18 protein-coding genes are annotated in these 21,276 nt (G+C 63.4%); 10 read left to right on the top strand and 8 right to left on the bottom strand.

Going from position 1 to position 21,276, the window contains the following annotated elements:
- Window positions 1-220 precede the first annotated feature (220 nt).
- The gene (locus tag AB7532_RS34590; RefSeq protein WP_441239115.1) at window positions 221-712 is read left to right on the top strand and encodes an MmcB family DNA repair protein; all 492 of its coding nucleotides are present in this window, start codon (window positions 221-223) and stop codon (window positions 710-712) included.
- A gap of 104 nt (window positions 713-816) precedes the next feature.
- Here AB7532_RS34590 and AB7532_RS34585 read toward each other — a convergent pair whose 3' ends face one another.
- Both AB7532_RS34585 and AB7532_RS34580 read right to left on the bottom strand, forming a co-directional pair.
- On the bottom strand, window positions 817-1,371 hold the full coding sequence (locus AB7532_RS34585; RefSeq protein WP_074122131.1) for an ActR/PrrA/RegA family redox response regulator transcription factor: 555 nt from the start codon (window positions 1,369-1,371) through the stop codon (window positions 817-819).
- Between the two features lie 102 nt (window positions 1,372-1,473).
- Window positions 1,474-2,796 carry an ActS/PrrB/RegB family redox-sensitive histidine kinase gene (locus tag AB7532_RS34580; RefSeq protein WP_441239114.1) on the bottom strand — a complete coding sequence of 441 codons (1,323 nt, stop codon included), beginning with the start codon at window positions 2,794-2,796 and terminating at the stop codon, window positions 1,474-1,476.
- Window positions 2,797-2,902: 106 nt separating this feature from the next.
- Here AB7532_RS34580 and AB7532_RS34575 point away from each other — a divergent pair, with 106 nt between their 5' ends.
- The 4 genes from AB7532_RS34575 (at window position 2,903) to AB7532_RS34560 (ending at window position 7,246) form a co-directional block, all read left to right on the top strand.
- Window positions 2,903-3,706, top strand: a complete 804-nt coding sequence (locus tag AB7532_RS34575; protein ID WP_441239113.1) for an ABC transporter ATP-binding protein — start codon at window positions 2,903-2,905, stop codon at window positions 3,704-3,706.
- 217 nt (window positions 3,707-3,923) lie between these two features.
- Complete coding sequence (locus AB7532_RS34570; RefSeq protein ID WP_441239112.1) at window positions 3,924-4,742, top strand: ABC transporter permease; 819 nt, start codon at window positions 3,924-3,926, stop codon at window positions 4,740-4,742.
- Window positions 4,743-4,863: 121 nt separating this feature from the next.
- Entirely contained in the window at window positions 4,864-6,189 is a 1,326-nt protein-coding gene (locus AB7532_RS34565) for a polyhydroxyalkanoate depolymerase (RefSeq protein WP_441239111.1), read from the top strand.
- A gap of 217 nt (window positions 6,190-6,406) precedes the next feature.
- Window positions 6,407-7,246: a M48 family metallopeptidase gene (locus AB7532_RS34560; RefSeq protein WP_441239110.1), complete on the top strand. Its 840-nt coding sequence runs from the start codon at window positions 6,407-6,409 to the stop codon at window positions 7,244-7,246.
- A 326-nt stretch (window positions 7,247-7,572) separates the two neighbouring features.
- Here AB7532_RS34560 and AB7532_RS34555 read toward each other — a convergent pair whose 3' ends face one another.
- The gene (locus tag AB7532_RS34555) at window positions 7,573-9,786 is read right to left on the bottom strand and encodes a transglycosylase domain-containing protein (RefSeq protein ID WP_441239109.1); all 2,214 of its coding nucleotides are present in this window, start codon (window positions 9,784-9,786) and stop codon (window positions 7,573-7,575) included.
- Between the two features lie 170 nt (window positions 9,787-9,956).
- Between AB7532_RS34555 and AB7532_RS34550 the strand changes: the two genes are divergently transcribed.
- Entirely contained in the window at window positions 9,957-10,382 is a 426-nt protein-coding gene (locus AB7532_RS34550) for a DUF1330 domain-containing protein (RefSeq protein ID WP_441239108.1), read from the top strand.
- Between the two features lie 242 nt (window positions 10,383-10,624).
- Here AB7532_RS34550 and AB7532_RS34545 read toward each other — a convergent pair whose 3' ends face one another.
- From AB7532_RS34545 to AB7532_RS34535, 3 genes are all read right to left on the bottom strand, one after another.
- Window positions 10,625-11,851 (bottom strand): ABC transporter substrate-binding protein, encoded by a 1,227-nt coding sequence (locus AB7532_RS34545; protein ID WP_441239107.1) that lies wholly within the window; start codon window positions 11,849-11,851, stop codon window positions 10,625-10,627.
- 244 nt (window positions 11,852-12,095) lie between these two features.
- Window positions 12,096-13,322 (bottom strand): ABC transporter substrate-binding protein, encoded by a 1,227-nt coding sequence (locus AB7532_RS34540; RefSeq protein WP_441239106.1) that lies wholly within the window; start codon window positions 13,320-13,322, stop codon window positions 12,096-12,098.
- Between the two features lie 162 nt (window positions 13,323-13,484).
- Window positions 13,485-13,901, bottom strand: a complete 417-nt coding sequence (locus tag AB7532_RS34535; protein WP_441239105.1) for a DUF1304 domain-containing protein — start codon at window positions 13,899-13,901, stop codon at window positions 13,485-13,487.
- Between the two features lie 40 nt (window positions 13,902-13,941).
- Between AB7532_RS34535 and AB7532_RS34530 the strand changes: the two genes are divergently transcribed.
- The gene (locus AB7532_RS34530) at window positions 13,942-14,472 is read left to right on the top strand and encodes a methylated-DNA--[protein]-cysteine S-methyltransferase (protein WP_441239104.1); all 531 of its coding nucleotides are present in this window, start codon (window positions 13,942-13,944) and stop codon (window positions 14,470-14,472) included.
- Between the two features lie 32 nt (window positions 14,473-14,504).
- Here the strand turns inward: AB7532_RS34530 and AB7532_RS34525 are convergent, their stop codons facing one another.
- Window positions 14,505-14,855, bottom strand: a complete 351-nt coding sequence (locus tag AB7532_RS34525) for a nuclear transport factor 2 family protein (RefSeq protein ID WP_441239103.1) — start codon at window positions 14,853-14,855, stop codon at window positions 14,505-14,507.
- 202 nt (window positions 14,856-15,057) lie between these two features.
- On the opposite strand from AB7532_RS34525, the gene AB7532_RS34520 reads away from it, so the two are divergent.
- Window positions 15,058-15,960, top strand: coding sequence for a LysR family transcriptional regulator (locus AB7532_RS34520; protein WP_441239102.1), 903 nt, complete (start codon window positions 15,058-15,060; stop codon window positions 15,958-15,960).
- Window positions 15,961-16,010: 50 nt separating this feature from the next.
- On the opposite strand, the gene AB7532_RS34515 is transcribed toward AB7532_RS34520, so the two are convergent.
- On the bottom strand, window positions 16,011-18,803 hold the full coding sequence (locus tag AB7532_RS34515; protein ID WP_441239101.1) for a [protein-PII] uridylyltransferase: 2,793 nt from the start codon (window positions 18,801-18,803) through the stop codon (window positions 16,011-16,013).
- Window positions 18,804-18,991: 188 nt separating this feature from the next.
- On the opposite strand from AB7532_RS34515, the gene AB7532_RS34510 reads away from it, so the two are divergent.
- Both AB7532_RS34510 and AB7532_RS34505 read left to right on the top strand, forming a co-directional pair.
- Window positions 18,992-19,963 (top strand): aliphatic sulfonate ABC transporter substrate-binding protein, encoded by a 972-nt coding sequence (locus AB7532_RS34510; protein WP_441239100.1) that lies wholly within the window; start codon window positions 18,992-18,994, stop codon window positions 19,961-19,963.
- Between the two features lie 301 nt (window positions 19,964-20,264).
- Window positions 20,265-21,206: an IS110 family transposase gene (locus tag AB7532_RS34505; protein ID WP_441233115.1), complete on the top strand. Its 942-nt coding sequence runs from the start codon at window positions 20,265-20,267 to the stop codon at window positions 21,204-21,206.
- The last annotated feature ends 70 nt before the right edge of the window (window positions 21,207-21,276 follow it).

The following is a 21,276-nucleotide window of genomic DNA, read 5'->3' as shown; positions in this document are numbered from 1 at the left end:
ATAAGTGCGAGGGGGAGGGGAGGTTCCGGCCGTATTCGCTGTCGTCCCGGGGCGCGACGAAGTCGCGAGCCCGGGACCCATAGCCACAGGGTCGTGTTTTGCGAAGACTTGGGTTTACAGCTACGCGCCGCAACTCCTCCCTGTGATTATGGATTCCGGGCTCGCGCCAAGTGGCGCGCCCCGGAATGACGGGTGCAACGGAATCGGCTACTCTCCCCCCATGGACAGCCCCGCCCGGAACATCGCTCTCGTGCCGCCGCCCGACCGCCGCCAGTCGGAAACGGCGCTCGCCATCGCGCGCGGCACCGCAAGGCTGCTGCGCTCGCTCGGCTTTACCTGCATCAGCGAATTGCCGCTGCCGTCGGGACGGCGTGCCGATCTCGTGGCGCTGAACGAGCGCGGCGAGATCTGGATCGTCGAGATCAAATCGTCGGTCGAGGATTTGCGCGCCGACCAGAAATGGCACGAATACCGCGCCCATTGCGACCGGCTGTTCTTCGCCTTCACGCAGGACCTGCCCTGCGAGATCTTTCCGCAAGACACCGGCCTGATCGTCGCCGACGCCTATGGCGCGCACATGCAGTGCGAGGCGCCCGAGCACAAGATCGCGGCGGCGACGCGCAAGCAGATGACGGTACGGTTCGGCATGACGGCGGCGCTACGGATCAACCGCCTGGTCGATCCGCAAGGCCACGCGGAGTTTTGGGAATGAATGCGTAGGGTGGGTTAGCCGAAGGCGTAACCCACCGCTTTACTATCCACGTGGACGAAGAAGTTGGTGGATTACGCCTTCGGCTAATCCACCCTACGAGACCGTCACCTTGGCGCGCGCTTCGCCAGAATCCGCTGCAAGGTCCGGCGGTGCATGTTCAGCCGGCGCGCCGTCTCCGAGACGTTGCGGTTGCACATCTCGTAGATGCGCTGGATGTGTTCCCAGCGAACGCGGTCGGCCGACATCGGGTTGGTCGGCAGCTCGGATTTTTCTGCGCTGGTCGACAGCAGCGCGGCGACGACGTCGTCGGCATCCGCGGGCTTCGAGAGATAATCGATCGCGCCCATCTTCACCGCGGTCACGGCGGTGGCGATGTTGCCGTAGCCGGTCAGCACGATGGCGCGGGCTTCGGGGCGCTTCTTCTTCAGCGCGGAGACGACGTCGAGACCGTTGCCGTCGCCGAGGCGGAGATCGACCACGGCGAATGCGGGCGCGGCCTTGCCGATCTGGGCAAGACCATCCGAAACCGTGTCACATGACGTCACCGCAAATCCGCGCGTCTCCATCGCGCGCGACAGGCGCTCCAGGAACGGCTTGTCGTCCTCCACGATGAGAAGCGAGCGGTCGGTCTGTTCGTTCAGTTCGGCGATGGCGTTCAAGGTTTTTCCTCTCTCCAGCTCATCTACATATGGCGTCGCAATCGGGCGGTGCCAAGGCCGCAAATAGTCGATCGGCCGTGCTGTGCGACGCAAGGTCGCGGACTATCCTATTGTTTCTTCGAGCATCTCGATAGCCTCAAAACGCTCCCGCGGCCAGGTAACCTGTACCACTGCACCATGTTCCGGGAAGGTCCGGTTGGTAAACGAAACCTTGGCGCCGGTGCGTTCCAGCAGGGTGCGGGCGATGAACACGCCGAGGCCCAGCCCGCGCTGTTCGCTGCCGCCATCATCCAGGGTGCGCCGCCGCGACAGATAGGGCTCGCCGATCCGCTTCAGGATGTCGGGCGGAATGCCGGGGCCGTCGTCGGAGATCACGAGCTCGATATTGTCCTTGTTCCACCAGGCATTCACCTCGACCGTGGTGTGGGCGAAATCGACCGCGTTCTCGACGATGTTGCCGACGCCGTAGAGGATCGCCGGGTTGCGCGAGCCGACCGGCTCCGCCGCGATGGCCACCGCGATCCGCACCTTGATGTCGACGCCGAAATCGCGATGCGGCGCCACCACCTCCTCGATCAGCTCCGACATCTTCATGCGATCGAACGGCGCGCCTTCGGAGGACAATTGGGTGATCTTGCTGAGAATCTCGCGACAGCGCTGGGTCTGCTCGCGCAGGGTCTTCAGATCGGCGGCGAAACTGACGTCCTTCACCGTCTTTTCAAGCTCGCGCGAGATCAGGAAGATGGTCGCGAGCGGGGTGCCGAGCTCATGCGCGGCGGCGGCGGCGAGACCGTCGAGCTGGGTCAGATGCTGCTCGCGCGTCAGCACCAGCTCGGTCGCGGCCAGCGCGTCGGCGAGCTTGCGCGCCTCTTCGGTGACCTGGAACGAATAGAGGCTGGTGACGCCGATCGCGAGCACGATCGAGAGCCAGACGCCGACGAGATAGATCGGCGGCAGCACCAGCGGATCGTCGGAGTCCCAGGGCAGCGGAAAATGGAAGAAGAACAGGATCGAGGCGCAGGCCACCGCGAGCACGCCGAGGCCGAAGGTGAAGCGGGCCGGCAACGCGGTGGCCGAGATCAGCACCGGCGCGAGAAACAGGAACGAGAACGGGTTTTGCAGCCCGCCGGTGAAGAACAGCAGGCCCGCCAGCTCTACGATGTTCAGCGCGAGCAGGCCGGCGGCCTGCATCGGCTCCAACCGCTGCATCGGATTGGACACGGTCTGGAGCGCGAGATTGAGCGTCGCCGACAGGGCGATGATGCTGACGCAGGGGACGATCTCGACGTTGAACTCCAGCCCCTGCGCGACGATGAAGATCGCGGCGAGCTGGCCCAGCACCGCGAGCCAGCGCAGCCGCAGGATCGTGTCCAGCCGGATATGCCGCTGCGCGTGGCGAAATTCGGATGCGGCAATTTCGGTCATGTCGGCCAATGGGGCGGTGCCTTCTCGTCACAGACGCAGAGCTTGCGGAACCACCCGGATTACAAGCCTTGCACTCCCCGCTGCAATAGCAGAAGAACGGCCCAGCATGAACGGGAATGACAAGGCTTCAAGTCGGCCGACTGTCGCGGGTAACATTTCATCCGCGGCAATCGAGGTCGATCGCCTGGTCAAGGTCTACAAGCAGACCCGCGCCGTCGACGATATCTCCTTTTCGCTGTCGCGCGGCAGCATCACCGGGCTTTTGGGCGGCAACGGTGCCGGCAAGACCACGACCATCGCGATGATCATGGGCCTGGTGCTGCCGACCTCCGGCCGCGTCAGGGTGCTCGGGCATCGCATGCCCGAGGAGAGCGCCGCCGTGCTGGGGCGGATGAATTTCGAGAGCCCCTATGTCGACATGCCGATGCGGCTCACCGTGCGGCAGAATCTCACCGTGTTCGGCAAGCTCTATGCGGTGAAGAACCTCTCCGACCGCATTGCGAAGCTCGCGGACGAGCTCGATCTCGTCGAATTCATCGACCGCGCCAGCGGCAAGCTCTCCGCCGGCCAGAAGACCCGCGTCGCGCTGGCCAAGGCGCTGATCAACCAGCCCGAACTCTTGTTGCTCGATGAGCCCACCGCCTCGCTCGATCCTGACACCGCCGACTGGGTGCGGGCGCATATGGAGCGCTATCGCAGGGAGAACAACGCCACCATCCTGCTGGCCTCGCACAACATGCTCGAGGTCGAGCGGCTCTGCGACCGCGTCATCATCATGAAGCGCGGCCGCATCGAGGACGACGACACGCCCGACGCCATCATGGCCCGCTACAACCGGACCACGCTGGAGGAGGTGTTTCTGGACGTCGCGCGCGGCCGGGCGAACGGGGCGAAGGAGACGGCGCGATGAGGGGGCTCTTGGGTCTCGATCGTAGCCCGAATGAAGTCCCGTCATTCCGGGGCGCGCGAAGCGCGAGCCCGGAATCCATAACCCCAGGATCGAATTTGGCGATGACTCGGAGTTGCCAGACTCGCCCCGCAACCGCTGCCTGTGGTTATGGATCCCGGGCTCGCGACTACGTCGCGCCCCGGGATGACAGGGTCCATCTAGGCCACGGACCACCGCCATGACCGACATCACCCTCCATCGCGGCATCTCTGCCCACCGCATCGGCGCGATGATCCTGCGCTACTGGTATCTCTTGATGTCGTCCTGGCCGCGGCTGCTCGAGCTGCTGTACTGGCCGGCGCTCCAGATCATCACCTGGGGCTTCCTCCAGCACTACATCGCCGAGAACGCCAATTTCTTCGCGCGCGCCGGCGGCACGCTGATCGGCGCCGTCATCCTCTGGGACATCCTGTTCCGCGGCCAGCTCGGCTTCTCCATCTCGTTCCTGGAAGAGATGTGGGCGCGCAACCTCGGCAACCTCATGATGAGCCCGCTCAAGCCCATCGAGTTCTTGTTGTCGCTGATGGTCATGAGCCTGATCCGGCTCGCGATCGGAATCATCCCGATGACGCTGCTCGCGCTGTTCCTGTTTCACTTCAACGTCTACGCGCTCGGCCTGCCGTTGATCGCGTTCTTCTGCAATCTGATCTTCACGAGCTGGTCGGTCGGGATCTTCGTGTCGGGTCTCGTCCTGCGAAACGGCCTCGGTGCGGAGAGCATCGTCTGGACCCTGATGTTCGCGATCATGCCGCTGGCCTGCATCTACTATCCCGTGAGCGTGCTGCCGGCCTGGCTGCAAGTCGTCGCCTGGGCGCTGCCGCCGACTTACGTGTTCGAAGGGATGCGCGCGCTGCTGATCGAGAACACCTTCCGGATCGATCTGATGCTGGAGGCGTTGGTCATCAATGCCGGCCTTCTCGTTGCATCTTTTTGGGCATTCCTTGCCCTTTTGCGCAGCGCCAGAAAACACGGCTCGCTGCTCTCGGGCGGCGAATAACGTCACTTTCTCGTGGATTCAGGGTGGTTTGGCGGCTTCGGCCACGTAGATGTACGGAACCATGCATTGACGCAATATTACGCATTCGGCAGTATGCTGCGATGCGAAGAGGAATATAGCGATGCCTATTGGTGAGTTTGGTGCGCCGCCTTTGTCGGCTGAAGGCAGTCCGGTCCTGACGACGCCGATGTACTGGATGTACGAGATGGGGCAGGCCTCTCTCAATCCGGCGCGGGCAATCACCGACGCGACCAAGCTGCTGTTTCAGAATCCCCTCAATCCCTGGGCGCGCACCGAGGTCGGCAAGTCGGTCGCCGCGGCCTGCGAATTGTTCGAGCGCACCACGCGCCGCTACGGCAAGCCGGAATGGGGTCTCGACGACACCGAGGTCAACGGCATCCGCGTCCCCGTCGAGGTTCGCCCGGTCTGGGAAAAGCCTTTCTGCAGGCTGCTCTACTTCGATCGCAAGTTCACCCGCCCGCTGCGCAGTCCGCAGCCGCGCGTGCTGATCGTGGCGCCGATGTCCGGCCATTATGCGACGCTGCTGCGTGGCACGGTCGAAGCCTTCCTGCCCGCGCATGAGGTCTACATCACCGACTGGGCCGATGCCCGCATGGTGCCGCTCAGCGATGGCCGCTTCGATCTCGACGACTACATCGACTACGTCATCGAGATGCTGCACGTCCTCGGCGGCAACACCCATGTGCTGGCGGTGTGCCAGCCCTCCGTGCCCGTCGTCGCCGCCGTCTCGATCATGGAAGCGCGGCGCGATCCCTTCGTGCCGACCTCGATGACGCTGATGGGCGGCCCGATCGACACCCGCCGCAATCCGACCGCGGTGAACAAGCTCGCGCAGGAGCGCGGCATCGACTGGTTCCGCAACACCGTCATCACCAAGGTGCCGTTCCCGCATCCCGGCATGATGCGCGACGTCTATCCCGGCTTCTTGCAGCTCAACGGGTTCATCAGCATGAACCTCGATCGCCACATGGACGCCCATAAGCGTCTGTTCGCCAATCTGGTGAAGGGCGACGGCGACCTCGTCGACAAGCATCGCGACTTCTACGACGAATATCTCGCGGTGATGGATCTCTCGGCCGAGTATTATCTCCAGACCGTCGACACCGTGTTCGTGAAGCACTCGTTGCCGAAGGGCGAGATGACCCATCGTGGAACACGCGTCGATCCCTCCAAGGTCACGCGCGTTGCGCTGATGACGGTCGAAGGCGAGAACGACGACATCTCCGGTATCGGTCAGACCGAAGCAACGCACACATTGTGCAGCGCGATTCCGGATCATCGCCGCGTTCATTACGTCCAGAAGGGCGTCGGACATTACGGTGTGTTCAACGGATCGCGGTTCAAGTCGGAAATCGTGCCGCGGATTCACGACTTCATGGTTTCGGCTGCGAATCCGAGCTCGTTGCAGGCACTCGCGGCCGAATAATCGCGGATTTCGGCTTTTCCTCCGACAAATCAGGCCCCGCTGGCAGTTCCGGGAGGGCCTGGTTCCCTCCAGATTCGAGGTAATTAGGTAGCGATCTAGGAGTGAGTCATCCCTCACCTCTTGGGGGTATCGCATGCGTCCAGCGGGGGCGAAAAAAGCCGGTTCCAACCCCAGTCTGTAGGGTCTCCCGGACGTCAGACCCCTGTATATTGGGCAAATGATTTGTTTTTGCGCCGAGCGCTTTCCCTGGCGGCGGTTATGGCAGAATCCGGGCGAACTCTTGCTCCCCGGACTGACAGACATGGCCACTCGCGCGCTCCTCTACCGTCGGCCCCACGAACCGAAGACCCTCGTGATCACCCATGGATCGCAATTCTTTGCGATTCGGCTGCGAAGACACCGCCGCGCGCGCCGTTACACGCTCAGAATTCATCCGAGCGATCGCGAAGCCATCCTCACCATCCCGCCGCGCGGCACGCTGGCCGAAGCCAAAGACTTTGCGTCGCGTCACGGTGCCTGGATCGCGGCGCGTCTCGGGCGTTTGCCGAAGGCGGCACCGTTCCAGCCTGGCACAGTGATACCGCTTCGCGGCACGCCCCATCGCATCGTTCATCGCGCCGGCACGCGCGGCACGGTGTGGACCGAGACGCGCGACAGCGGTGACAAGATTCTCTGCGTCGCCGGCGGCCTCGATCACGTCGATCGTCGCATCAGCGACTTCCTCAAGCGCGAGGCGCGCAAGGATCTGCAGCGATCCGCGGAGATCCATGCCGCCGAGCTCGGCGTCAAGGTCAAGCGGCTCTCGATCCGAGATCAGTCCAGCCGCTGGGGCTCCTGCACCTCGGCCGGCTCGCTGTCGTTCTCCTGGCGCCTGATCCTGGCGCCGCCCTTCGTGCTCGACTACCTCGCCGCACATGAAGTGGCCCATCTCGTCGAGATGAACCACTCGGCGCGGTTCTGGCGCGTCTGCGGCAAGATCTGCCCGTCGATGGAGCGCGCCAAGAAGTGGCTCGACACCTACGGCAACGATCTGCACCGGTATGGGATCGAGGAGTAGGGCGCGCTCCTGCTACATCTGACGCTGTCATCGCCCGCGAAAGCGGGCGATCCAGTATTCCAGAGGCCGTAGTGATTGAATCGATGGGCTGCGGCGTACTGGATTCCCCGCCTTCGCGGGGAATGACAGTTGAGAGCGGGGCCACATCAGCGTACTTCGCTCGATTCTCGCCACATTTCGCGACGATGCGCGGGACACGCGATTAGCCCCGCCGTATCAACGCCTTCGTACCATCCACCGCGCACGACTCCGGCAACTGCCGCCTACTGTGCATGGGGTTGTTTTCGCAGTTTTTGTTTTGAGGCCTCGACGGCCTCAACTCGCGGCTACCGATTACCGCCGAAGAGCCGGTCCATCAGCCAGCCATCCAGCCCTGCCGCTGCTTCCGGCCGCACATTGGCGCGCGTCGGCGGCGGCCGATAGCCGCTGTTGTTGGACGGAGCGGGTCCGGGCGCGGCCATCGTCGGCGGCGACACCTGCGATGCTGCCTGCGCGAGGTTGGACAGGGCCCAGCCACCTGGTGAACTCGGCAAGGCCGCCACCGGCACGCCCTCATGCGCCGTCTTCATGAAGCGCGACCACACTTCGACCGGCAGGCCGCCGCCGGTCGCCTTCTTGGTCGGCGAGTTGTCGTCATTGCCGAGCCAGACGCCGGTGACGAGGCTGGCGGTGTAGCCGATGAACCAGGCGTCGCGGTAATCCTGGCTGGTGCCGGTCTTGCCGGCGGCCGGCCAGCCGGGGATCTCCGCCTTCTTGGCGGTGCCTGAGACCAGCGTCTCCCGCATCATCGTGTTCATCATGCCGACATAGCGGGGGTCGACGACCTGGTTACGCTCTTCGGGCTGGCGCATGTAGAGCAGCTTGCCGCTGAGCGTCCTGATCCGCGTGACAACATGCGGCGTCACCGCGAGGCCGCCATTGGCGAACGGCGCATAGGCGCCGACCAGCTCGACCACCGAGACTTCCGACGTGCCGAGCGCGATCGACGCGTTGGGTTCGAGCTTCGAGGAGATGCCGAGCCGGTGCGCGGTGCGGACCACGTTCTTCGGTCCAACCTCGAGGCCGAGGCGGATGGCGACCGTGTTGAGCGACATCGCCAGCGCCTGTGTCAGCGTCACCGCGCCGAAATATTCATGGGTGTAGTTCTCAGGCCTCCAGCCCTTGACCTCAATCGGCGCATCCTGGCGCATCGTGTCCGGCGTCAGACCCTGCTCGAGCGCGGTCAGATACACGAACGGCTTGAACGAGGAGCCCGGCTGGCGCTTGGCCGTGACCGCGCGGTTGTACTGGCTCTCGGAATAGTTCCGGCCGCCCACCATGGCGCGCACCGCGCCGTCGGGCGTCATCGCCACCAGCGCGCCCTGGCTGACATTGAACTTGACGCTCTTGGCGGCAAGCTCGTCGATGATGGCGGCTTCGGCCACGCTCTGGAGCTTCGGATCGATCGTGGTCTCGACCTTGATGCTCTCGTCGATCTGGCCGACCAGATCGTCCAGAACTTCGCCGATCCAATCAGCGACGTAATTGACCGTGCCGGCGCCGACCGGCTTCACGTTGTAGGAGGGATGGCCGATCGAGGCCTGCGCCTGCGCGTCGGTGATGAACTTGGCATCCGCCATCGCCGCGAGCACGATTTTCGCGCGCGCTTCCGCGCCTTCGGGATTGCGGTTCGGCGCGAGGCGCGAGGGCGATTTGACGAGGCCGGCCAGCATCGCGGCCTCCGCGACGGTGACGCTCTTGGCCGACTTGCCGAAATATTTCTGCGCGGCGGCTTCGACGCCATAGGCGCCGGAGCCGAAATAGACGCGATTGAGATAGAGCTCCAGGATCTCGTCCTTGGAGTGCTTGCGCTCCAGCCAGATCGCCAGCTCCACCTCCTGCAGCTTGCGCTGCATGGTGCGCTCCTGGGTCAGGAACAGGTTTTTCGCAAGCTGCTGCGTCAAGGTCGAGCCGCCCTGCGACACGCCGCGATGCATGACGTTGGTGACGAGCGCGCGCAGGATGCCGACGGGATCGATGCCGAAATGCGAATAGAAGCGGCGGTCCTCGATGGCGATGAACGCCTTCGGCAGATAAGGCGGCAAATCCTTCAGCGAGACGTTGGCGCCGGCCATCTCGCCGCGTTGCGCCAGCATGCTGCCGTCGATGCCGACGATCTGGATGGTCGGCGGACGTTTGGGAATCTCCAGCGACTGGATCGGCGGCAGATGGGCGCCGACATAGATCACGACGCCGATCACCGCGATGACGCCCCACAGGCTCAGCACCGCGCCCCAATAGACCAGGCGGCCGAGCCCGGCACCGAAGCGTGATTTCGACCGGCGCTTGGCGCCGCTGCGGCTGGCTTGCGCCTTGCGCTCGCGCGGCGGCTCGTCGTCGGAGGTTTCGTTCTTGCGCTTGGCGGATGACTTCGCGGACTTCTTCGGCTTGTCCTCGGCGTTGGGGATGCGATCCGCTGCCGTCAGGCGCAGATCGGCGAGTGCCGCAGGCAAGCCGAACAACGGCTCCTTCCGCCCACCCTTTTTCTTTCCCAACCCCATACGCAAACGCCCGGTCAGCCCGCCCCGCCGCACGCTAGCGGTCGCTGTTTAAGGCCCGGTTACGCGAACGTTAACGCGTGATTAGGAGATGCGGCATTCGCCTGCCGCATTTCCGCTTCCCGGGCGGTGCGGCTAGGATCGCCGGCAGAAAACGAGAGGGAACACCACGCATGGGCCACATCGACCCGACCAAGGACATCTTCGCGCAGTTCCGGGACAATAACCGCCCGGGCCCGATCCACATGCTCAATCTGGTGCGCCTGCGCAAGGAGGCCGCCTATCCCGACGGCCGCAAGGCCAGCGGCGCGGAAGCCTATGCCGCCTATGGCCGCGAGAGCGGCCCGGTGTTCGAACGCCTCGGCGGCCGCATCGTCTGGCAGGGCAAGTTCGAGCTGATGCTGATCGGCCCGCAAGACGAGCGCTGGGACCATTGCTTCATCGCGGAGTATCCGAGCGTCGGCACCTTCGTCGAGATGATCCGCGATCCCGTCTATCGCGAAGCCGTGAAGCACCGGCAGGCCGCGGTGGAGGATTCACGGTTGATCCGGCACGCCGTGTTGCCGGTGGGGAAGGGTTTTGGAGAGATACCGGAGTAGGCCGAACGCGAACATCTTATCCCGTCATCCTGAGGTGCGAGTGGTGCGATGCAAAGCATCGCGCCGGGAGCCTCGAAGGATGCACGGCCCGGATGTTTCCGTGTGGCAACCAGCCGGGCCGTCGCCCTTCGAGGGCCGCCGAGGGGCGGCCACCTCAGGGTGACGGTGATAGATCAGGGGACGTCCCAAAAAAATCGGCGGCCCATCAGGCCGCCGATCGCATTCCGGAATTCAAGCAACCACTAACCCGCCGGACCCGAATCCTCCAGGATCGGGCCGAACAGCTCCCAGCGCTCGCCGTTGAACTTCATCATCTGAAGCTGCTTGTTGACGCGGTAGTCGGTCGGCGAGGTGTTGGCCTTGATGCCGGGCAGCGCGGTGTCGCTGACGACGTCCTTCAGCGAGGTCGCCTGCTTCATGACGTTCTCGCGCGTCAGGTCGTCGCCGCACTGCTTCAGCACATGGGCCAGCAACTGCGCCGTGCTGTAGCCGTACGTGTTGAAGTTCGAGTCCTTGTCGCCATCGGGATAGTACTTGGCCATGAAGTCGAAATAGCGCTTCATGCCGGCATCGTCCTTCCAGGTCGGGTCGAGCGGTTCCTTGCCGTAATTGACGCTGATCAGGCCCTTGGCGGCATCGAGGCCGGCGGGCTTCAGCACCGCGCCGACGGAGGTGGCGTTGATGTCGACGATCTGCACCGGATGCCAGCCCATCTCGGCGATCTTCTTGATCGCCTGCGCGGCCTGCTTCGGTGTTGTGGCGCTGAAGAACAAATCGGCGCCGGCGTCCTTGATCTTGAGGACCTGCGAATCGACCGTCGGATCGGACACCTCGTAGGACGCTTCGGTCACGATCATCTTGGCGGCCTTGTCGCCGAGGCCGGCCTTGATGCCGTTCAGATAGTCCTTGCCGAGGTCGTCGTTCTGATAGAGCACGCCGATCTTGGCGTTCGGATGCTCCTTCAGGATGTACTGTCCGTAGATGCGGCCCTCGACGAAATAGTTCGGGTTGAAGCCCATCGTCCACGGATAGTTCTTCGGATCGGTGAACCGCGAGGCACCGGTCGCCGCGAACAACTGCGGCACCTTCTTGGAGTTGAGATATTTCTGCACGGCTGCGTTCACGGGCGTGCCGATGATCTGGAAGGTCAGCAGCACCTCGTCGCTCTCGACGAGCTTGCGGATTTGCTCCACGGCTTTCGGCGGCGAATAGGCGTCGTCATACTGGATCAGATTGATCTTGCGGCCGTTGATGCCGCCCTGATCGTTGATCATCTTGAAATAGGCGGCCTGGGTCTTGCCGATCGACGAATAGGCCGACGCCGGTCCCGAGAACGGCATGGTCTGGCCGACCTTGATCTCGGTGTCGCTGGCGCCCGGATCATACTTCTTTTGGGCATTGGCCGCGGAGACCGACAGCGCCAGGGTCAGCGCCGTTGCCGTGGCCAGATGCAGAATTCCATTCCTCATTCGCAATTTCCTCAGCTTGTTATTGTCGACGGTCTGCCGGGCGCACTGCTGCGCACCCGACGCCATCGCTGAGGGCGAGTTTGGAGGAACGATTGCTGCAACGCAAGGTGGGGCGCGCCCATCCTTTGTAGGGTGGGTGAGCCGCAGGCGTAACCCACCACTGTTCATCTCCGCGGGAAAGGTGGGTTACGCTTGGCGGATCGCGCTTCGCACATCCGCCAAGTTAACCCACCCTACAGAGCTGCTAACCCGCCGGGCCGTTGTCCTCGATGATCGGTCCGAACAGTTCCCAGCGCTCGCCGTTGAACTTCATCATCTGCATCTGCTTGTTGACGCGGTAGTCGTTCGGCCCGGTGTTGATCTTGATGCCGGGCAGCGCGAAGCTCGGGGTGAAGTCCTTGATGTTGGCGACCTGCTTCATGACGTTCTCACGCGACAGGTCGTCACCGCACTGCTTCAGCACTTGCGTCAGCAGCTCGGCGACCGAATAGGCATAGGTGTTGACCGTGTTGAGCTTGTCGCCTTCGGGGAAATACTTGTCCATGAAGGCGAAGAACGCTTTCACGCCCGGATCGTCCTTCCACTGCGGATCGCTCGGCTCCTTGCCGTATTGAGTCGAGATGATGCCCTTGGAGATGTCGAGGCCGGCCGGCTTCAGCGTCGCCGAGATCGGGCTCGCATTGATGTCGAGGATGTGCACCGGGTTCCAGCCGAGCTCGGCCACCTTCTTGATGGCCTGCGCCGCGAACTTCGGCGTCGAGGCATCGTAGAAAAGATCGGCGCCCAGTGACTTCAGCTTGACCACCTGCGAATCCACCGTCGGATCAGTGACTTCATAGGAGACCTCGCCGACGATCATGCTGGCCGCCTTGTCGCCGAGGCCGCTCTTGAGGCCCGCGAGATAGTCGCGGCCCATGTCGTCGTTCTGGTAGAGCACGCCGATCTTGGCGTTCGGATGCTCCTTGAGAATGTATTTGGCGTAGATCCGTCCCTCGGACACGTAGTTGGGATTATAGGCGATGGTCCAGGGATAGTTCTGGGGATCGTTGAAGCGCGCGGCGCCGGTGGACGCCAGCAGCTGTGGGATCTTCTTGCCGTTGAGATATTTCTGCACGGCGGCGTTGGCGGCGGTGCCGATGATCTGGAAGGTGAAGAGCACTTCGTCGCCTTCGACGAGCTTGCGCACCTGTTCGACGGTCTTCGGCGGCGAATAGGCGTCGTCATACTGGATCAGGTTGATCTTGCGGCCGTTGATGCCGCCCTGGTCGTTGATCATCTTGAAGTAGGCGGCCTGGGTCTTGCCGATATTGGCGTAGACGGAGTAGGCGCCGGAGAACGGCACGGTCTGGCCGATCTTGATCTCGGTGTCGCTCGCGCCGGTATCGTATTTTTTCTGGGCGAGAGCTTGGTTGGCGGAGAACGCGAAGGCGAGCGCCGCCGTGGCAGCTAGAAAGACTCTGCGATTGCTCATGTTGAGATGTTCCTCCTGACGGAATTTTCCGGTCGACGGTCTTTTCCCGTTGATTGAAACGGTCGCCATCGCTGCCGAAGATTGTGGAGGAACGTCAGCCGCCGCGCAAGGATCGCGGCGCTGCGTTGTAGCGCCTCAGGTCAGAAGGCTCAGGCCAATGCCTCAGGCCAGATACAGCACAACCAGCGCGATCGCTGCCGGCAGCGCCTGCACGATCAGGATGCGCGAGCTCACGGTCGCCGCGCCATAGGCGCCGGCCACGATCACGCAGAGCAGGAAGAATGCCTTGATCTGGAATGCGAAGGCCGGATTGCCGTGGAGCAAGCCCCAGATCAGGCCTGCGGCGAGGAAGCCGTTATAGAGCCCCTGATTGGCGGCCAGCACTTTCGTGATCTCGGCCTTCTCGGGCGTATTGCGAAAGACCTTCAGACCCAATGGCTTGTCCCAGAGAAACATCTCCAGGACAAGGAAGAAGACATGCAGTGCGGCGACCAGCGCCACCAGGACGTTGCCGATCAGGATCAAGTTGAGCTCCCCCAAAAGCGTCAGCTTTCGGGTGGACGTTAGCACGGTTCGCATGGCAAGTGCGATGGTGTGTTTCGATTGCCTTGGTGTCGCAATGCCCGCTCGATCAACCAGAACGCCCGCCACCTTCGGCCTTGATCGCTTGACGACGCCGATCGGGATCGCCTTGCTCGTCACCGATGCCGGGGGCGCGCTGCGCGCGCTCGACTGGGAGGACTACGAGCATCGCATGCGCGAGCTGCTGCGCCTGCATTATGGTGTGGTGGATCTCAGTGATCAGCCTGCGCCGACACCGATGCGGACGGCGCTGTCGCGCTACTTCGACGGCGATCTCGCCCAGCTCGCAAATGTGGCCTGGCGCATTGCCGGCACGCCGTTCCAGCAAAAGGTCTGGACCGCGCTGGCGCAGATTCCAGCCGGCACCACGATGAGCTATGGCGCAATGGCCGCAAGGATCGAGATGCCAAAGGCCATCCGGGCCGTCGGCCATGCCAACGGCTCGAACCCGATCAGCGTCGTGCTGCCGTGCCATCGCCTGATCGGCGCCGACGGTTCGCTGGTGAAATACGGCGGAGGGCTGGAGCGCAAGCGCTGGCTGCTAAGGCACGAGGGCGTGGCGATTTGAGAGGTCTGATGGCGGCGCCGTAGCCGAATCTGTCAGCTTACTTTCGACGTCATCACCTTCTGCGCGATCTTCCAGGTCCCGTTCACCTTCAGACATGACAACAGGTCCGTGAAGGAACGCGGCGGAATCTGCAATTTCACCTTCACGAGCGCCAGCTCTCTTTCGACATCGATTGACAGGATCTGATCATCTCGCTCGAAGCCCTGTTGCTTCGGAGCGTTCATGTTGCGGACCGCCGCCAGCCAGGACGCAATCGGCGTCACGTCCAATTTGCCGTCCTCGGCGACTTTCGTCACGGAGCTCGATGGGTGGAATATGGACGAAAATTTCTCGGCATCCATTTCATAGGCGGCATCGAAATAGGTCTGCGCAAGCGCGCGCAAGGCGGAAACATCCGTATCCATTGTCATCCTCAGGGTTATCGCACTGAACTCATTGCTGCGGCCCGGCTAGCTGTGCCGAGCATCAGCCTGCCCCACGTGCAGGAAAGCCGCAGGTCGTCTCCGTGCCCGCGCAAAACCTACGGCAACGGGATTTATGAGACTAGGCGGCTTGAGTGGCATGGGCTCATGAGCGATATTCATCATGATGACAAACGAAATGAACGAACTCGCCACGTTTGCGATCGTGGCCAGCGAACGAAGCTTTACGCGCGCTGCGATAAAGCTGGGTGTGTCTCAGTCGGCCTTGAGCCACACAATCCGCAGGCTCGAGCAACGGCTTGAGCTGAAGCTGCTCGCGCGAACGACCAAGAGCGTTGCGCCAACCGCTGCGGGGGCCGCTCTTTTACAGGACTTGTCTCCGGCACTTGAGCAGATTCGTCATGCCCTCGCCAAAGCCCGAAGCGTTCGGCACCGACCCGAAGGTCGCCTCCGCATTGTCATGTCGCGATCGGCTGCCGTGATGGTGTTGTTGCCGCGGCTCAAGGCTTTCGCCGAGGCCTACCCTGACATCGTTCTGGACGTCGTCACCGTCACCGGCCCCGTCGATCTTGTGGCGGGCGAGTTCGATGCCGGTATCCAGCTTGGCGAGTACATTCAAAAGGACATGATCGCGGTTCGTGTCACGCCCGAACTGCGATTGGCGGTCGTAGGGTCGCCCCACTATTTCGCTTCACGCCGCATTCCCGAAAAGCCAAAGGACCTCAGCGATCATCGATGCATTACCCTGCGTCTTGCGGGTGGTCCATATCGGTGGGAGTTTGAGCAGGGACGGAAGTCGGTCACGATCAACGTCAATGGCCCGCTCATCATTGACGATACTCACCTGGTGATTCAGGCGGCGCTCGCTGGAGTTGGCATTGGACTGGCCTACGAAGAGCAGGTCGCCGGATATATCGCGAAGCGCCGCCTTGTTCGGGTGCTGGAGGATTGGACGCCGCCAATTCCCGGCTTCTTCATGTATTATCCCAGTCGTCAGCATCAACCGGCCGCGCTGTCCGCGCTGGTGAACGCGCTGCGACACTCCAAACAAAAGCCGGCGCGATGATAGGCAGGGTGCGTAGCCCGCTAGCCGCGAGCCCGGAATGACGGGAGAGCTCACGCCGCCGGCGCCGCAACCGCCTTGTCGCCGGCCATCACATGGGTCAGCGCGCTCTTGATCGCGGACTGGCGCGTCGGGGCGTTGATCTGTGCGCCCAGCAAATCAGTGACGTAGAACACGTCGCGGGCGCGCTCGCCGAAGGTCGCGACGTGAGCCGAGGCGATGTTGAGGTTGAGCTTCGAGATCGCGGTGGTCAGCTCGTAGAGCAGGCCGGGGCGGTCGAGGCCGGACATCTCGATCACGGTGTAGCGGTCGGACCATTGGTTGTTGATGGTCACCTCAGGCTCGATCACGAACGGCCGTGCCTTGCTGCGCACGGTGCGCCGCGCCACCACTTCGGGCAGACGTAGCTTGCCTTCCAGCACGTCCTCGATCATCTCGCCGATGCGCGTGGCGCGCCGTCCCTCGTCCTCGTCGCGGTCGTATTCCCTGGAGATCGAGATGGTGTCGAGCGCGCGGCCGTCGGTCGTGGTGTAGATCTGGGCGTCCACGATGTTGGCGCCGGCTGAGGCGCAGGCGCCTGCGATGATCGAGAGCAGCCAGGGATGGTCGGCCGCGAAGATCGTCAACTCGGTGACGCCGCGCACCTCGTCGAAGCCGACATTGATCGCGAGCTTGTGGCCAGCCTGCTCGCTGGAGCGGACGAAGCGGGCGTGGCGGATTTTTCGCGGCAGCTCGACCTTGAGCCAGTAGGCCGGATAATGCCGGCCGATATAGGCATCGAGTTCGTCCGCCGGCCATTCGGCGAAGGCGTTGCGGAATTCGCCGTAGGCGGCTGTGAGGCGTTTGCCGCGGTCGACTTCCGAGAAGCCGCCGGTGAGCACTGGCTCGGTCTCGTAATAAAGAGAACGCAGCAGCTGCGCCTTCCAGCCGTTCCACACGCCGGGGCCGACGCCGCGGATGTCGGCGGTGGTCAGGATCGTGAGCAATTTCATCTGCTCGACCGACTGCACTACGGCAGCGAAATTCTCGATGGTCTTGCGATCGGACAGATCGCGCGACTGCGCGACCGTGGACATCGTCAGATGCTCCTCGATCAGCCAGGCCACGAGCTCGGTGTCAGCAGGGCTGAAGCCGAGCCGCGGGCAGAGCCGCCGCGCCACCTTGGCGCCCGCGATCGAATGATCCTCGGGCCGGCCCTTGGCGATATCGTGCAGCAACGTCGTGATGTAGATCACTGCACGGTGCTCGGGGCGAATTTTGCGCATGAGGTCGCTGGCGAGCACGAACTCGTCGAGGCCGCCGCGTTCGATGTCCTGGAGGAAACCGACGCAGCGGATCAGATGCTCGTCGACGGTGTAATGATGATACATGTTGAACTGCATCATCGACACGATCTTGCCGAAGGCGCGGATGAAATGGCCGAGCACGCCGGTCTCGTTCATCCGCCGAAGCACGATCTCCGCGTTGTCGGAGGTCAGGATCTCCATGAACAGCCGGTTGGCGTCCGGATTCTCGCGCATCTGCGCGTTGATCAGGCCGAGCGAGCGCGTCACGTCGCGCATCGCGTCCGGATGGAAGGCGAGGTTGTTCTTCTGCGCCAGGCGGAAGATGCGGATCAGATTGACCGGATCGTGCTTGAACACGTCGGGCGCGGCGACGTTGATGCGGTTGTTGTCGACGATGAAATCGTCGCTATCGGGCACGCGCCGCTTCACGGCGGTCGGGCGCAGCCGCGCCATCATCCGGCTCAGCACCGGCGCGGGCTTGGCCTGCTGATCCTCGAGCTTGGCGCACAGGATGGCGGTGAGGTTGCCGACTTCCTTGGCGACCAGGAAGTAGTGCTTCATGAAGCGCTCGACGTCCTGCATGCCGGGATGCGAGGTATAGCCGAGCCGGACCGCGATCTCGCGCTGGAGGTCGAAGGAAAGGCGCTCTTCGGCGCGACCGGAGTAGAAGTGCAGATTGCAGCGCACCGACCAGAGGAAATCGGCGCAGCGGCGGAAGGTGCGGTATTCCTGCGCGTCGAACACGCCGCGCTCGACCAGCTCGTCGGTGTCGCGCACGCGGTAGACGTATTTGGCGATCCAGAACAGCGTGTGCAGGTCGCGCAGCGCGCCCTTGCCGTCCTTGACGTTGGGCTCGACCAGATAGCGCGATTGGCCGCCGCGGCGGTGCCGCTCCTCGCGCTCGGCGAGCTTTGCGGTGACGAATTCGGACGCGGTGCCCTGCACCACGTCCTTGTCGAAGCGTGCGACCAACTCGTCGTAAAGCGGCTGGTCGCCGGTGAGGAAGCGCGTCTCCAGGATCGCGGTGCGGATGGTCATGTCGCCGCGCGCCTGCCGGATCGACTCGTCGACCGAGCGCGTGGCGTGGCCGACCTTCAGGCCCATGTCCCAGAGGCAATAGAGGATGGCTTCGGCGACCTGCTCGCCCCAGGCGGTCTGCTTGTAGGGCAGGATGAACAGCAGATCGATGTCGGATTCGGGGGCCATCAGGCCGCGGCCATAGCCGCCGGTCGCGACCACCGCCATGCGCTCCGCGCCGCTCGGGATCGGCGAGCGATAGAGATGCCGGGTCGCGGCCGAATAGAGGATGCGGATGATCTCGTCCTGCACATGGCACAGCCGCTCGGCGCAGCGGCGGCCGTGACGGTCCTTCAGCAGGATCGCCTGCGCCGCGGCGCGGGCCGCGATCAGCTCGGCCTTGAGCAATTGCGCCATCGCCGTGCGGAACGCGTCCTCGCGGCCCTCGTGCTTTTCGGCAAGCGCGTCGACCGCGGCGGTGATCCGCGCGGTGTCGAAGCGATCGTCCACCTCTGGCTTATGCTCAGTCGCGACGCTGTCCATGTCTCACCGGATATAAGAGGTGACAGGCGCTGTCACCCGCCATTCTCTGGCAATAGTCGTTCCATGCTGGAAAAGGCCGGCCAGGAGCAAAATTGTTCTCAGGCGGCGCGCTTTCAATGGGCGTATTTTCTCGTTGACCTCTAGATATAACTCATTGAAAAACAATGAAGTTTTTGAGGAGGCTGGGCATGACTAAGATGACACGACGCATTCTGTTGGCGGGAGCGGTGGCGCTCGCCATGACCCCCGCGGCGCGGGCGGCGGATCCGCTCAAGGAAATCCGTATCGACTGGGCGACCTACAACCCGGTGTCGATGGTCCTGAAGCAGAAGGGCCTGCTCGAGAAGGAATTCGCCAAGGACGGCATCACCGTCACCTGGGTGCAGTCGGCGGGCTCCAACAAGGCGCTCGAATTCCTTAACGCCGGCTCGATCGATTTCGGCTCGACCGCGGGCTCGGCGGCGCTGGTCGCGCGCATCAACGGCAACCCGATCAAGTCGATCTATGTCTATTCGCGTCCCGAATGGACGGCGCTGGTGACATCAAAGGATTCCAAGATTGCGAGCGTTGCCGATCTCAAGGGCAAGCGCGTCGCGGTGACGCGTGGCACCGATCCGCACATCTTCCTGGTGCGCGCGCTGCTCAGTGCCGGCCTCACCGAAAAGGACATCACGCCGGTGCTGCTCCAGCACGCCGACGGCAAGACCGCGCTGGTCCGCGGCGACGTCGACGCCTGGGCCGGGCTTGATCCGATGATGGCGCAGGCCGAGGTCGAGGAAGGCGCGAAACTGTTCTACCGCAAGGCCGACGCCAACACCTGGGGCATCCTCAATGTGCGCGAGCAGTTCCTGAAGGACCATCCGGACGCCGCCCGCCGCGTGCTCGCGGTTTACGAGGAAGCGCGAAAATATTCGCTGGCCAATTACGACGAGCTGAAGAAGACCTTCATCGCCGTGACGAAGCTCCCTGAAGCTGTCGTCGACAAGCAGCTCAAGGAGCGCACCGAACTCACGCACAGCCGCATCGGTGCACCCCAGCGCGAGTCGATCCTCGCCGCCGGCCTCGCGCTCCAGCAGGCCGGCGTCGTCGATGCCAAGGTCGACGTGAAGGCGACGCTCGATGCCCTGATCGACGACCAGGTCCCGCTGCCGACGAATTGAGGTTGGTAAGCGCGCGCAACAAACTCCGCCGTCGTCCCGGGGCGCGAAGCGAACCCGGGACCCATAACCACAGGCCGTGGGTTGGCGCGAAGGCGGTCACTCCGGGTCCCCGTAATCACAGCTCCCTGTGGTTATGGGTCCCTGTGTCTTGGAAGTCTGTCAGGATGGGGTTGGGCGGGAAGCCGTTGGGTCCTAGGCGCTTGACGCCGTGAGCCGGCTCGGTCTCCCGCCCGTTCCATTACCAACCTGAACAGTTGCACGAGGCTGCGCCAACAGACCTCGCATCACAGGGACAGGCACCATGATCATAACCCTTCGTTGCGTCGGAATCGACGTCTCCAAACAATATCTCGACATCTTCGATGAGGCCCTGGGCGTACCGGAGCGCATCGCCAACGCGACGCAGGCCATCATGCAGATCGCGGCGCGTTGGCGATGCGATGTGCTAGTCGTCTTCGAGGCGACGGGTGTCTATGACCTCGAGCTTCGCGAGGCACTGAGTCAGGCCGGCATCCGCTTCGCCCGGATCAATCCGGCCCGAGCCCGCGACTTCGCACGCGCCAGCGGTCAGCTCGCCAAGACCGATCCGATCGATGCGCGGATGCTGGCAGCCTTTGCCCGGGCCTTGCAGCCGGCAACCGAGCAGGCCGCCAATCCCGCTCGCAACGCTTTGGCGCGGCTTGCAAAACGGCGGGATCAGCTGGTTCTCATGCGCGCGCAGGAGAAGAACAGGCGTAGCGAGGCTGACGACCGTGCCATGGCCGAACGCATCAGCCGCCTTATCGAGGTTCTCGACAGCGAGATCGCCGAGATCGAGACCGATATCAAGGGACTGATCAAGGTCGAGCCAGAGATCGCGGAGGATGCGCGGTTGATGCGCTCACTACCTGGTGTGGGTCCCGTGGCTTGCATGCAGCTCATCGCGAAGATGCCGGAACTGGGAAGTGTTGGAGCTAAGCAGATCGCGGCGCTCGCAGGCCTCGCCCCCTTCAACGTCGACAGCGGAGCCTTCCGCGGCAAACGCAAGATCGCCGGCGGCCGAAAGCGCGTTCGCGACGCCCTCTACATGGCTGCGCTCAACGCGGTCCGCCGGGCCGATCCCTTCAAGGCCTTCTACGCACGGCTTCGGCAGGCCGGCAAACCGGCCAAGCTCGCCCTCATTGCCGTCGCCAGGAAGCTCCTGACCGTCCTCAACGCAATGATGCGCGACAGGAAACCCTACTTGAAGGCCTGCCCGACATAACACCCGACATAACAGTTGCCGGATCTGCGCTTCGCTTGTCCGGGACGACAGGCTCGGGCGCGGCAATAGT

It is taken from the genome of Bradyrhizobium sp. 930_D9_N1_4 (genome assembly GCF_052076015.1).
Lineage (GTDB): Bacteria > Pseudomonadota > Alphaproteobacteria > Rhizobiales > Xanthobacteraceae > Bradyrhizobium.
Note: the sequence above shows the minus strand (reverse complement) of the source record. Positions and strands in the feature narration are given on the sequence as shown.